At 72.6% G+C, this 15,083-nt stretch carries 3 protein-coding genes; 2 read left to right on the top strand and 1 reads right to left on the bottom strand.

Features of this window, described 5'->3' with window-relative positions:
* Positions 1 to 107 precede the first annotated feature (107 nt).
* Both OG823_RS31225 and OG823_RS31230 read left to right on the top strand, forming a co-directional pair.
* Positions 108 to 12,425, top strand: coding sequence for an SDR family NAD(P)-dependent oxidoreductase (locus OG823_RS31225; RefSeq protein WP_371484725.1), 12,318 nt, complete (start codon positions 108 to 110; stop codon positions 12,423 to 12,425).
* A 118-nt stretch (positions 12,426 to 12,543) separates the two neighbouring features.
* Positions 12,544 to 13,938, top strand: coding sequence for a cytochrome P450 (locus OG823_RS31230; RefSeq protein WP_371483526.1), 1,395 nt, complete (start codon positions 12,544 to 12,546; stop codon positions 13,936 to 13,938).
* 88 nt (positions 13,939 to 14,026) lie between these two features.
* On the opposite strand, the gene OG823_RS31235 is transcribed toward OG823_RS31230, so the two are convergent.
* Complete coding sequence (locus tag OG823_RS31235) at positions 14,027 to 15,055, bottom strand: spirocyclase AveC family protein (protein ID WP_371483527.1); 1,029 nt, start codon at positions 15,053 to 15,055, stop codon at positions 14,027 to 14,029.
* Between the last annotated feature and the right edge of the window lie 28 nt (positions 15,056 to 15,083).

Raw genomic sequence — 15,083 nt, forward strand, 5'->3', positions numbered from 1 at the left:
CGTCGGTGCCGGTGGTGTTCGCGACCGCCTACCTGGGTCTGGTCGATCTGGCGGGCGTGCGGCCCGGTGAGCGGGTGCTCATCCACGCCGCGGCCGGCGGTGTGGGGATGGCCGCGGTGCAACTGGCCCGCCACCTGGGGGCGGAGGTCTTCGCCACCGCGAGCCAGACCAAGTGGCCGCACCTGCACGCGCTCGGCATCCCCGCGGAGCGGATCGCCTCCAGCCGCACCCCGGACTTCGAGAAGCAGTTGCGCCAGGCCAGTGACGGGCTGGGAATGGACGTGGTCCTGAACTGCCTGACCGGACCCTTCGTCGACGCCTCCCTGCGTCTGTGCACCGAGCAGGGAGGCCGGTTCCTGGAGCTCGGCAAGACCGACATCCGCGACACACAGCAGGTGGAGCGGCAGTTCCCGGGGCGGTCCTACCGGGCGTATGACCTGATGGACGTCGGCGCCGAACGGGTGGGACAGATCCTGCGCACGATCGTGGACCTGTTCCACCGCGGCGTACTGCAACCACTGCCGGTGACCGCGTGGGACGTGCGCCAGGTGCGCGAGACGCTGCGAGCGATGCAGTGCGGCCGTCACGTCGGCAAGAACGTCCTCACCCTGCCCACCCCCCTGGACCCGGACGCGACGGTCCTGGTGACCGGCGGTACGGGTACCCTCGGTGCGGCCGTCGCCCGCCACCTGGCCGCCTCGCACGGGGTGCGGCACCTCCTCCTGGCCTCCCGGCGCGGGCCGCAGGCGCCGGGCGCCGAGGAGCTGATGGCCGAACTCGCCGCCCTGGGCGCCAAGGTGACGCTCACCGCGTGTGACGTCGCCGACCGCGGGCAGCTGGCCGAACTGCTCGCCGGCATCCCCGCGGACCGGCCGCTCACCGCGGTGGTGCACACCGCCGGCGTCCTGGACGACGCGACCATCACCGGCCTCGACGAAGCACGGCTGCGGGCGGTCCTGGCACCGAAATGGGAGGCCGCACGGCACCTGGACGAGCTGACCCGCCACATGGACCTGTCCGCGTTCGTGCTGTTCTCCTCCGCCGCCGGCATCCTCGGCTCACCCGGCCAGGGCAACTACGCCGCCGCCAACGCAGCCCTCGACGCCCTCGCCCACCAACGCCACACCCACGGCCTGCCCGCCCTCTCCCTCGCCTGGGGACTCTGGGCACAGACCAGCGGCATGACCGGCCACCTCGACACCGGCGACCACCACCGCATCACCCGCTCCGGACTACGCCCCCTCACCACCCCCGACGCCCTCACCCTCCTCGACACCGCCCTGACCACCGGCCGCCCCGCCCTGCTGCCCGCCGACCTCCACCCCACCCACCCCACCCCACCCCTACTCAGCCACCTCACCCCCACCACCCGCACGGGCCACCGCCGCCACCCGAACACGACACCCGCCACCGACCTGCCCGCCCGCCTCGCCGCCCTCACCCCCGACCAGCGACACGACACCCTCCTCACCCTCGTCCGCACCCACATCGCCACCGTCCTCGGCCACCCCACCCCCCACACCATCGACCCCGACCACACCTTCCGCGACCTCGGCTTCGACTCCCTCACCGCCGTCGAACTACGCAACCACCTCACCCACACCACCGGCCTACGCCTACCCACCACCATCGCCTTCGACCACCCCACCGCCACCACCCTCACCCACCACCTCACCACCAGGCTCGTCGGCGCGGAGGACTCCCGCGCCCCCCTGGAACCCGCTGCCGTCGCACCGATCACCGGCAGCCACGAGCCGATCGCGATCGTCGGCATGGCCTGTCGCTTCCCCGGCGGAGTCGCGTCGGCCGAGGACCTCTGGGAGCTGGTCGCGTCCGGCACCGACGCGGTCGGCGAGTTCCCCGCCGACCGGGGCTGGGACCTGGAGAGCCTCTTCCATTCCGACCCGGATCACCCGGGCACCTCCTACACCCGGCACGGCGGATTCCTCTACGACGCAGGCGAGTTCGACGCCGGGTTCTTCGGCATCTCACCGCGTGAGGCGCTGGCGATGGACCCCCAGCAGCGGCTGCTCCTGGAGACGACCTGGGAGGCGTTCGAACGGGCCGGTATCGATCCGCGGACGGTGCGGGGCAGCCGGACCGGCGTGTTCGCCGGCGTCATGCCGCAGGACTACGCGCCACGGACCCGACAGCACGTCGAAGCCGACGTCGACGGCTATGTCCTGACCGGCACCTCGGGCAGCGTGGCGTCGGGACGCATCTCCTACACCTTCGGACTTGAAGGCCCCGCGGTGTCCGTGGACACCGCCTGCTCCTCCTCCCTGGTGGCTCTGCACCTGGCCGCCCAGGCATTGCGCTCGGGCGAGTGCACGCTGGCGCTCGCGGGCGGCGTGACGGTGATGTCCACCCCCACGCCCTTCGTTGAGTTCTCGCGGCAGCGTGGGTTGTCGGAGGACGGTCGGTGCCGTTCCTTCGCGGCCGGTGCTGGCGGGACGGGTTGGGGCGAGGGCGTGGGGATGCTGCTGCTGGAACGGCTTTCGGATGCGCGGCGCAACGGTCATCGGGTGCTGGCGGTGGTGCGGGGCAGCGCGGTGAACCAGGACGGCGCGTCGAACGGTCTGACCGCGCCGAACGGGTTGGCCCAGCAGAGGGTGATCCGGCAGGCGCTCAGCGGGGCGGGTCTGTCGGCGGCGGACGTCGACGCGGTAGAGGGGCACGGGACGGGGACGCGGCTGGGTGATCCGATCGAGGCTGAGGCGCTGCTGGCCGGTTATGGCCAGGATCGGCCGGAGGGGCGGCCGTTGTGGCTGGGTTCGTTGAAGTCGAACATCGGGCACAGTCAGGCCGCGGCGGGTGTGGGTGGGGTCATCAAGATGGTGATGGCGCTGCGTCACGGCGTGTTGCCGCGGACGTTGCATGTGGACGAGCCGTCGTCGCACGTCGACTGGGCGTCGGGGAATGTGCGGCTGCTGACGGAGGCCCGACCGTGGGTTCGGGACGAGGCGCGGGTACGCCGGGCAGGGGTGTCGTCGTTCGGCGTGAGCGGGACGAACGCGCACGTGATCCTGGAGGAGGCACCCGAACCGAAGGCCGTCGAGCCGGCGGGGTCGGGGGCTTCGGGGCTGCCTTCGGGGCTGCCGTCGGTGTGGGTGCTCTCGGGCAAGTCGCAGGCCGCGCTGCACGCCCAGGCCACCGCCCTGCACACCCACGTCACCGCCCACCCCGACCTCGACCCCGCCGATGTCGGCGCGACTCTCGCGTCGGGCCGCGCGGTCTTCGAACACCGCGCCACCGTCATCGCCACCGACCGCGATCAGGCCCTGAACGCCCTCACCGCCCTCACCACCGGACAACCCCACCCCTCCCTCGTCATCGCGCCGGCCCGCGGGACACATGGAAAGACCGCGTTCCTCTGCTCCGGCCAGGGCACCCAATACCCCGGCATGGCCCACGGCCTCTACCAGGACTACCCCACCTTCGCCACCGCCCTGGACGAAGTCTGCGCACACTTCGAACCCCACCTCGACGCACCCCTGCGCGACCTCCTCCTCAACACCGACAACGGTGACGGTGACGGGCTACTCGCCCAGACGCTCTACGCCCAACCCGCACTGTTCGCCCTCCAAGTCGCCCTGCACCGACTGCTCACCGACACCTACCACATCACCCCCCACTACCTCGCCGGACACTCACTCGGAGAAGTCACCGCAGCCCACCTCGCCGGAATCCTCACCCTCCCCGACACCACCCGCTTCATCGCCACCCGCGCCCACCTCATGCACACCATGCCCCCCGGCACCATGATCACCCTCCACACCACCCAAGACCGAATCACCCCACTCCTGAACGGCCTGGACGACAAAATCTCCATCGCCGCCATCAACACACCCACCTCCATCGTCATCAGCGGCGACACCGACACCATCAACCACCTCACCACCCTCTGCCACACCCAAGGCATCACCACCAAACCCCTACACAGCACCAAAGCCTTCCACTCCCCACACACCGACACCATCCTCGACCAACTCCACACCGCCGCAAGCGAACTCACCCTCCACCAACCCCACACCCCCCTCATCACCGCAACCCCCGGCGACCCCACCACCCACCAGTACTGGACCCACCAAGCCCGCAACCCCGTCCACTACGCCAACACCACCCAAACCCTCCACACCAACAACGTCACCACCTACATCGAACTCGGCCCCGACCACACCCTCACCACCCTCACCCACCACAACCTCCCCCACCACACCCCCAACGCCACCGCCCTCCTCCACCCCCACCACCACAACCCCACCCACCACCTCCTCACCGCCCTCGCCCACACCCCCACCCCCTGGCACACCCACCACCACCCCCACACCACCCACACCACCCCCAGCACCCCCAGCACCACCGGCACCGGCACCGACCTCCCCACCTACCCCTTCCAACGCACCCACTACTGGCTCAAAACCCCCACCAACACCGCCGGAGTGACGGCCGCCGGCCTCGACACCCCCGACCACCCCCTCCTGTCCGCCGCAGTGGAACTCGCCGACGGCGACGGCCTCATCCTCACCGGCCGGCTCTCCCTCCAGAGCCACCCCTGGCTCGCCGACCACACCATCGCCGACACCGTCCTGCTCCCCGGCGCCGCCATGCTCGAACTCGCCCTCCACGCCGGCCGACACACCAACTGCCCCCACGTCGACGAACTCACCCTCCACACCCCCCTCGTCATCCCCGACACCGGCCACACCACCATCCAGGTAGCGCTCTCATCCACCAACGAGGCCGGCCAGCGCACCATCACCATCCACAGCCGCCCCGCCCACCACGACGCATGGACCCGCCACGCCGACGGTCTCCTCAGCCCACCCACCAACACCACCCCACCCGCCGACGAGACCCTCACCGGCCCCTGGCCACCACCCGACGCACAACCCATCAACCTCGACCAGCTCTACGACCACCTCACCCACAACGGATTCAACTACGGCCCCCTCTTCCAAGGACTCACCACCGCCTGGCACCACACCGACGGCATCCTCGCCGAAGTCCACCTCCCCCACCACACCCCCCACCACAACACCCACGGCTTCGCCCTCCACCCCGCACTCCTCGACGCCGCCATCCAAACCGTCGCCCTCCTCACCCCCCACCACAACACCCACGACCACGACACCCCCCACGACCACCCCCACCCCGCTCTACTACCGCACACCTTCACCCACACCGACCTCCACACCCACACCACCACCACCCTGCGCATCCGCCTCACCCCCACCGACCACAACGCCACCACCCTCACCCTCCACGCCACCGACGAAACCGGCACCCCCGTCCTCACCCTCAACACCCTCACCCTGCGCCCCCTCCCCACCCCCACCCCCACCCACGGCACCCCCACCCACGGCACCCTCCTCGAACTGCACTGGATCCCCGCCCCACCACACCCCACCCACCCCACACCCACCCACCCCGCACCCGACCACCCGGTGCTCGACTACCAGCTATGGCAATGCCCACCCGGCGACATCACCGACGTGACACACGCCGCCCTCCACACCCTGCAAACCTGGCTCACCCAAGACCACCCACCCCACACCCGCCTCGTCATCACCACCCAAAACGCCACCACCACCCAAAACGCCACCACCACCACCCAAACCACCACCGACCCCGCCCACGCAGCCGTCTGGGGCCTCGTCCGCACCGCCCAAACCGAACACCCCGACCACTTCCACCTCCTCGACACCAACCAGCCCCACCCCCAACACACCGACATCACCACAGCCCTCGCAACCGGCGAACCACAAACCGCCCTCCGCAACGCCACCATCCACATCCCACGCCTCGTACCGACAGCGGTGACGGGGACGCCGGGGAGTGTGCCGTGGAGCGGGGTGTGCACGGGGACGGTGCTGGTCACCGGTGGTACGGGCACGCTCGGCTCGGCCGTCGCCCGTCACCTCGCCGCCGAACACGGGGTGCGGCACCTCGTCCTGGCTTCCCGGCGCGGACTGGAGGCGCCCGGTGCTGATGAGCTGGTGGCCGAACTCGCCGCACTGGGGGCGACGGTCACGGTCGAGGCCTGCGACCTGTCCGACCGCGAGCAGGCCGCAACGCTGCTCAAGGGGATTCCCGCCGATCGGCCGCTGACCGCCGTAGTGCACACCGCCGGCGTCCTCGCCGATGCCACCCTCACCACGCTCGACGAGGGCAGGCTCCGCACCGTCCTGGCGCCCAAGGTCGATGCGGCGCGGCACCTGGACGAGCTGACCCGAGACATGGAGCTGTCGGCGTTCGTGCTGTTCTCGTCCGCCGCCGGCGTTCTCGGTTCCCCGGGGCAGGGGAACTACGCCGCTGCGAACGCCGCCCTGGACGCGCTCGCCCACCAGCGCCGTGCCGCCGGACACCCCGCTCTCTCCCTCGCCTGGGGGCTGTGGGAGGCAGCGAGCGGCATGACCGGCCATCTCGACACCGGCGACCGCCACCGCATCTCACGCTCGGGCCTGCACCCCCTCTCCACCCCCGACGCCCTCGCCCTCCTCGATGCGGCAGTGGCCGGCGACCGTGCCGTCCTGCTGCCCGCCGACCTGCGACCGACGCACCCCGTCCCGCCTCTCCTCGCCGAGCTCGCGCCCACCCGCACCCGCCGTCGCACGGTCCCCGCGCAGGCCGGCGACAGCGCCGCGGCGCTGCGCACCCGGCTGGCCGGCCGGACACCGGAGCAGCAGCACCACGTCCTGCTCTCGCTCGTCCGCTCGCACGTGGCCACCGTCCTCGGCCATCCGGCGCCGGAGGCCGTCCCGGTGGACTCGGCCTTCCGCGACCTGGGCTTCGACTCGCTGACGGCGGTGGATCTGCGGAACCGCCTCAGCGCCGAGACGGGCCTGCGGCTCCCGGTCAGCCTGGTCTTCGACCAGCCGAGCCCGGCGGCCGTGGCGCGGATGCTCCGCACCGAACTGGTCGAGGAGGACGTCGAGGCCGGTCGAGCGCCTGTCGGCAGCGCGTCGGCCGTCGACCGTGACGATCCGATCGCCATCATCGGCATGGCGTGCCGCTTCCCGGGCGGAGTGCGCTCACCGGAGGGGCTGTGGGGGCTGGTCGCCTCGGGCGGGGACGCGATCGGGGAGTTCCCGGCGGATCGCGGTTGGGACGTGGACTCCCTCTTCGATCCGGACCCGGAGCGGTCGGGCACCTCCTACACCCGGCACGGCGGATTCCTCTACGAGGCGGGGGAGTTCGATGCCGACTTCTTCGGGATCAGCCCTCGTGAGGCGCTCGCGATGGACCCCCAGCAGCGGCTGTTGCTCGAAACCACCTGGGAGACCATCGAGCATGCGGGCCTGGCCCCGACGGCCGTCCGCGGGTCGCAGACGGGCGTGTTCGCCGGGGTGATGTACCACGACTACGCCTCCCGCCTGACCACCGTCCCCGAAGGAGCCGAGGGCTACATCGGCAACGGCAACGCGGGCAGCGTCGCCACCGGCCGGGTCGCCTACACCTTCGGCCTGGAAGGCCCGGCGGTGACGGTCGACACGGCGTGTTCGTCCTCCCTGGTCGCGCTGCATCTGGCGTGTCAGGCGTTGCGTTCGGGTGAGTGCTCGATGGCGCTCGCCGGCGGCGTCACGGTGATGTCCTCACCGGGCACCTTCGTCGACTTCTCGCGGCAGCGGGGGCTGTCGGTGGACGGTCGGTGCAAGTCCTTCGCCGGTGCCGCCGATGGTACGGGCTGGGGTGAGGGCGTTGGCATGTTGCTCGTCGAGCGTCTGTCGGATGCGGAGCGCAACGGGCATCGGGTGCTGGCGGTGGTGCGGGGTAGTGCGGTGAACCAGGACGGTGCCTCGAACGGTCTGACGGCGCCGAACGGGCCGTCGCAGCAGCGGGTGATCCGGCAGGCGCTGACCAATGCGGGGCTGTCGGTGTCGGATGTGGATGCGGTGGAGGGGCACGGGACGGGGACGCGGCTCGGCGACCCGATCGAGGCGCAGGCCCTGCTGGCCACCTACGGCCGAGTACGGCCGGAGGGTAGGCCGTTGTGGCTGGGGTCGTTGAAGTCGAACATCGGTCACGCGCAGGCGGCGGCGGGGGTGGGCGGGGTCATCAAGATGGTGATGGCCTTGCAGAAGGGTGTGTTGCCGAGGACGTTGCATGTGGATGAGCCGTCGCCGCAGGTCGACTGGACGGTGGGGGACGTGCGGCTGCTGGCGGACGCGCGGCCGTGGGTGCGGGACGAGGCGCGGGTGCGGCGGGCCGGGGTGTCGTCCTTCGGGGTGAGCGGGACGAACGCGCACGTGATCCTGGAGGAGGCGCCGGAGACCGTCGAAGAGCCTGTGGTGGACGCCGGGGACCCGGTGCCGTGGGTGTTGTCGGCCCGGTCGGAGGCGGCGCTGCGGGCGCAGGCGCGGGGTCTGCGGGACTTCGTCCTGGCCGCCCCCGCGGTCCAGGTCGCGTCCGTGGGTGCGGGGTTGGCGCGGGGGCGGGCGGCGCTGGAGCACCGGGCGGTGGTCGTCGCCGCGCGGGGTGAGGAGTTCGTGGGGGCACTGGAGGCGCTGGCGGCCGGCGAGCCGCACGTGTCCGTCACACAGGGGAGCGTGGGGAGCGGTCACGGTCAGGTGGTGTTCGTGTTCCCCGGTCAGGGTGGGCAGTGGGCGGGTATGGGCCTGGATCTGCTGCGTACCTCGCCGGTGTTCGCGGAGCGGATCGCGGCGTGTGAGAAGGCCCTGGCGCCGTGGGTGACCTGGTCGCTGACGGACATGCTGCACCGCGACGCGGAGGACCCCGCCTGGGAACAGGCGGACATCGTCCAGCCGGTGCTGTTCTCGGTGATGGTGTCGCTGGCCGCCCTGTGGCGCTCCTACGGTATCGAGCCGGACGCGGTGCTCGGGCACTCGCAGGGCGAGATCGCCGCCGCCCATGTCTGCGGGGCGCTCAGCCTGGACGACGCCGCCAAGGTCGTCGCCCTGCGCTCACGTGCCCTGGCGGTGCTGCGCGGCCGAGGCGCCATGGCGTCGGTCGCCCAACCCGCCGACATCGTACAGGGGTTGATCGATGCGCGGTGGGCGGGGCGACTGTGGGTGGCGGCGTTCAACGGCCCCCAGGCCACCACCGTCTCCGGTGACACCGACGCGTTGGACGAGCTCCTCGCGCACCACGCCGGCACCGACACCCGCGCACGGCGCGTGCCCGTCGACTACGCCTCCCACTGCCCGCACACCGAAACCGTCGAACGCGAACTCCTCGACACCCTCGGCGACATCACGCCCGTCGCATCGACCGTTCCGTTCTACTCCACCGTCGACGACGCCTGGCTCGACACCACCACCCTCGACGCCGGCTACTGGTACCGCAACCTGCGCCGGCCCGTCCGCTTCACCCAGGCCATCACCACCCTCGCAGCCGCCGGCCACCGCACGTTCATCGAGACCAGCCCCCACCCCACCCTCACCCCCGCCATCGAAGACCACCACCACCACGACCACCACGGCCTCACCGCCATCGGCACCCTGCGCCGCCACGACCACGACACCACCCGCTTCCTCACCTCCCTCGCCCACGCCCACACCACCGGCCACACCGTCGGCTGGACCGCCTCCTCCCCCGATGCCGCCCCCCACCCCGACCTCCCCACCTACCCGTTCCAACGCCAGCGCTACTGGCTCGACGCACCCACCACCGACCCCGTACGCCTCCTCGCCGCCGGCTTCCACCCCACCCACCACCCCCTCCTCACGGCCACCCTCCAGCTCGCCGACGGCACCCGCCTCCAGACCGGGCGGCTCTCCCTCCAGAGCCACCCCTGGCTCGCCGACCACACCATCGCCGACACCGTCCTGCTCCCCGGCGCGGCCCTGCTCGAAATCGCCCTCCAGGCGTGCGACTTCCCGTACGTCCGGGAGCTGGTCCTGCACGCCCCCCTGGCCGTTCCGCAGGCCGCTGGCGTGGACCTCCAGGTCCGCGTCACGGCACCCGACGACAGCGGCACCCGCACCCTGACGGTCTCCTCGCGCCATGAGGACGCCCACCCCGACGACCCCTGGCAGCACCACGCCACCGGCCTGCTGGACACCGAAGAACCGGCGGCCGACGACGACCTGCTCCGCAGCTGGCCGCCGGAGGGCGCAGTGCCATGTACGGCCGAGGAGTTGGACGGCCTCTACGCCGCGTACGCAGAGAGCGGGTTCGCCTACGGTCCGGCGTTCCGAGGGCTGCACTCCGCCTGGCGGCGGGGTGAGGAGGTGTTCGCGGAGGTCCGGTTGCCAGAGGTCGTGGCGGACGAGGCGTCCGCGTACAACCTGCACCCGGCGCTGCTGGACGCGGCTCTGCACTCGGTGGCGTTCGGCGCGACGGACGGGCTGCCGACGGGGGCCGTGCCGTTCGCGTTCACCGGTGTGACCCTGCACGCGGTGAACGCGGCCGCCGCGCGGGTCCGGGTGGCCCCTGCCACGGAGGGCGGTGACCAGGCAGCCGTGTCCGTCCTGCTGGCGGACGAGACGGGCCGGAGCATCCTGTCGATCGACGCCCTCGCCGTGCGACCGCTGGACGCCGGCGAACGCCGGGCGTCGGCGCGCACGACCGGAAGCGCCTCACTCTTCGACGTGACCTGGACGGACGTCACCCCGGGTTCGCCGCCCCCCGCCCCGATCGTCCGGCCGACCATGCTGGGCCCCGACTGGATGGGGCCGGACCTCGCCGACCTGCTGATCGAGCCGGACGGTGGCGCGCCCACGCCGGAGGCGGTGCTGCTGAGGTGCCCGCAGGGTTCGGTGGCGGACGTCCTGGGCGAGGTGCTGGGCACGCTGCAGACCTGGCTCGCGGCGGAGCGTCTCCTCGACGCCCGGTTGGTCGTGGTGACCCGGGGAGCCGTGGCCACCGGCCCCGGCGACGATGTCGCGGACCCGGCGGGAGCGGCCGTGTGGGGCCTGGTGCGCTCCGCCCAGGCCGAGCACCCTGACCGCTTCATCCTCCTTGACATCGACACGGGGACCGACACCGTCGGTGACCTGCCGCTCGCCGCGGCCCTGGCCTGCGGCGAGCCACAACTGGCGGTGCGCGCCGATCGACTGCTGGCGGCGCGCCTGACCCGCCTGCCGGCGACGGGCGAGCAGCCGGGCACCTCGTCGTGGAGCGGCGCAGGGACGGTCCTGGTGACCGGTGGTACGGGTACCCTCGGTGCGGCCGTCGCCCGCCACCTGGCCGCCTCGCACGGGGTGCGGCACCTCCTGCTGGCCTCCCGGCGCGGGCCGCAGGCGCCGGGCGCCGAGGAGCTGGTGGCCGAACTCGCCGCCCTGGGCGCCAAGGTGACGCTCACCGCGTGTGACGTCGCCGACCGCGGGCAGCTGGCCGAACTGCTCGCCGGCATCCCCGCGGACCGGCCGCTCACCGCGGTGGTGCACACCGCCGGAGTCCTGGACGACGCGACCATCACCGGCCTCGACGAAGCACGGCTGCGGGCGGTCCTGGCACCGAAATGGGAGGCCGCGCGGCACCTGGACGAGCTGACCCGCCACATGGACCTGTCCGCGTTCGTGCTGTTCTCCTCCGCCGCCGGCATTCTCGGCTCACCCGGCCAGGGCAACTACGCCGCCGCCAACGCAGCCCTCGACGCCCTCGCCCACCAACGCCACACCCACGGCCTGCCCGCCCTCTCCCTCGCCTGGGGACTCTGGGCACAGACCAGCGGCATGACCGGCCACCTCGACACCGGCGACCACCACCGCATCACCCGCTCCGGACTACGCCCCCTCACCACCCCCGACGCCCTCACCCTCCTCGACACCGCCCTGACCACCGGCCGCCCCGCCCTGCTGCCCGCCGACCTCCACCCCACCCACCCCACCCCACCCCTCCTCAGCCACCTTGTCCCGGGGACCCACCGGCTGCGCACCGCGCATGGCCCGTCGACGGCGGCCGCCCTCGACGCGACCCTCGCCGAACGCCTCGCCACCCTCAGCCCCGACCAGCGGGACGAGACCCTCCTCACCCTCGTCCGCACCCACATCGCCACCGTCCTCGGCCACCCCACACCGGATGCCGTCCACCCCGACCGCGCCTTCCGCGACCTCGGCTTCGACTCCCTCGCCGCCGTCGAACTTCGGAACCGGCTCGCCCGGACGACGGGGCTGCGCCTGCCCAGCACCCTGGTGTTCGACCACCCCTCGGCGACCGTCCTGGCCCGGCACCTGCTGACCCGGCTGCTCCCGGACAGCGTGGTCGCGGACCCCGGCGCGACCGCGCCCGAGCGGTCCCTGCTGGCCGACCTCGGCCGGCTGGAGGCGGCGCTCAGCTCCGCGGTCTCGCCGTCCTCCGGCCCGGCGGTCCTGGACGAGGCGGCCCGCACCCGGCTGGCGTCACGGCTCCGCTCGCTCGCCCAGACGCTCGGCGGAGCGGCGGAACCGCGCCAGGACCTTGCCGAGACGACGGACGAGGAGATGTTCGCGCTCATCGACCTGGAGCTCGGCGCGGACTGACACGACGTCCGCCAGGGCGGGCCACGGCACACCGTCCACGGCCCACCGTCCAAGTCCTCCACCGCCCGCCAACCCCTTCCCCAGCCCCACCCGGGGCTTCCCCCCGTAAGGAGCAGCAGTGTCCTCGACCCCGTCGAGCATTCCCGAGGCCCCCGGCGCCTGGCCGGTGCTCGGCCACCTGCCGGCGCTCATCCGCAATCCGCTGGGATTCCTGTCGTCGGCGGCCGATCACGGGGACCTCTTCCGGGTCCGGCTCGGCCCCAGCACCGTCTACCTCGCCACCCACCCGGAGCTGGTGCGGACCATGCTGGTGTCGAACTCGGCGGACTTCACCCGGAGCAAGGGCGCGGCCGGTGCCAGCCGCTTCATCGGCCCGATCCTGGTGGCCGTCTCCGGGGACTCGCACCGCCGTCAGCGGCGGATGATGCAGCCCGGGTTCCAGCGGGGGCAGCTCAACCACTACGTCGTCGGCATGACCGCCGCCGCCACGGAGACCGCGGACTCCTGGCGGCCCGGCGAGGTGGTGGACGTGCAGCGGACCGCCAGCGACCTGTCGCTGGCGATGATCACGAAGGCGCTCTTCCAGTCCGAGCTCGGGGCCACCGCCGAGGCGGAACTGCGCGTCACGGGGCACGACATCCTGAAGGTCGCCCGGTTGAGCGCGCTGGCCCCGGGGCTCTACACCGTCCTGCCCACCGCGGCCAAGCGCAACCTGGGCCGCACCAGCGCCGCCATCCGGGCGGCGGTCGCCGCCTACCGGGCGGACGGGCGCGACCACGGGGACCTGCTGTCCATGATGCTGCGCGCCCAGGACGCCGAGGGACGCACCATGACGGACCAGGAGGTGCACGACGAGATCATGGGGCTCGCGGTCGCCGGGATCGGCGGCCCCGCCGCCCTCACCTGCTGGATCTTCCACGAGCTCGCCCAGGACGCCGCCGTCGAGCAGCAGCTGCACGCCGAACTCGACGAGGTCCTGGCCGGCCGGACGCCCACCGGAGCGGACCTCCCGCTCCTCCCGTACACCCAGCGCCTGGTGAAGGAGGCGCTGCGCAAGTACCCCGGCTGGGTCGGCTCCCGCCGTACCGTGCGGCCGGTCAGGCTCGGCGACCACGAGCTGCCGGCCGACGTGGAGGTCATGTACAGCCCGTACGCGCTCCAGCGCGACGCCCGCTGGTACCGCGACCCGGAGCGGCTCGACCCCGACCGCTGGGAGTCGAAGGAGTCGACGCGGGAGGTGCCGAAGGGTGCCTGGGTCCCCTTCGCGCTCGGCACCTACAAGTGCATCGGCGACAACTTCGCGCTGATGGAGACGGTCGTGGCGATCGCGGTGATCGCCTCGCGCTGGCGGCTGCGCCCCGTCCCGGGGGACCGCGTCCGGCCGGTGGCCAAGGCCACCCATGTCTTCCCCAACCGCCTGCGGATGATCGCCGAACCCCGCACCCCTTGCCCCCCGCGCGGCCCCGCGCACGATTCGCTGACCGACTCCGCGACCGCGGCGGCGCCGTCCTGACAGCGGACCGGCCAGGCGCCTGAGAGCACGACAGAGGGAAGGGGGCCCGGAGACGGGCCCCCTTCCCTCTGCCCGGCGTGGTGGGTGCTCAGTAGGCGGCCGGCGGACCGAAGAACTCCGGCAGCCCGGCCGGCGGTTGGCCGCCGGCCAGCGACAGCAGCGCCTGGAGGGCGGCGTAGCCCAGCATCACCGCGTTGACGGTGCCCACCACGGCCAGGAACCGCACCCACGGCCGGATCCGCCCCGGCAGCCGCCAGGCCCCGCGCTCCACCACCGTCTCGTCACGCTCGTCGCGGAAGAACCTGATGGCACTCAGCGAACCGCTGGCCAGGCCCGTGCCCACCAGCTGATACAGCGGGAACTGGTACCACGCGCCACTCCACAGGGTCACGGCCGGCAGCGCCCGCGACCAGACGGAGACCCCGGCGAAGGAGATGAACGGCTCCGACAGGTCGAAGACCACGGCCGTGAGGAAGGCCAGCCCGACCAGCTGCCACGGCCGGATGCCCGGCCACCGGTCCCGGGCCCGCGTCATGACCTGGCAGCACCCCAGCACGCCCAGCAGCACCGTCGAGCCGAGGCTGAAGGTCACCAGCGGCAGTTCGGCCTCCATCCCCGGCGGCAGACCCCGCCACCCCGGCACGTACGGGCCCCAGGAACTCAGCGCGCCCCACACGTGCGTGTTGGCGATCAACACGGGGTGGAACCAGTTCATCAGCGGGCTGAGCCAGCCCGCGAACAGCACTCCCGCGAACAGCAGCGCGTCGAAGGACAGCCGGCGCTCCGTCCGCCCCCGCCGGACCAGCGAGACGGCCAGCCCGACGACGCCCGCCACCGACAGCGCCGGGAGGAGGACGTCCACGACCCGCCGGTGGCCGGTCCCCGCGCCGGCCGTCCCGTCGTCCGGGCCCGGCACGGCGAGGAGGTGGTAGCCGCCGTCGGCCGCCCAGCGCACGAACACGTAGCACTGGAGGGCCAGGAACACCGCCCCGGCCGCGGCCCACCAGAGCACGGGCCCTCGGCGGGTGTCCGGGGCCGCCCGGCCGTGCTCCACGGTGCCCTGGGTGGGCACCGTCACGACGGCGGCCGGGACGGGGGGTGGGGAACTCTGCGTCATGTGCTCTCTCGCATCCGTGAACCTGCGG

Origin of the sequence: Kitasatospora sp. NBC_00315 (genome assembly GCF_041435095.1) — a bacterium.
Classification (GTDB): Bacteria; Actinomycetota; Actinomycetes; order Streptomycetales; family Streptomycetaceae; genus Kitasatospora.

Coding starts and splice junctions, on each gene's coding strand:
- OG823_RS31225 (WP_371484725.1), top strand. CDS start 108: ATGGCCGCGGTGCAACTGGCCCGCCACCTGGGGGCGGAGGTCTTCGCC.
- OG823_RS31235 (WP_371483527.1), bottom strand. CDS start 15,055: ATGACGCAGAGTTCCCCACCCCCCGTCCCGGCCGCCGTCGTGACGGTG.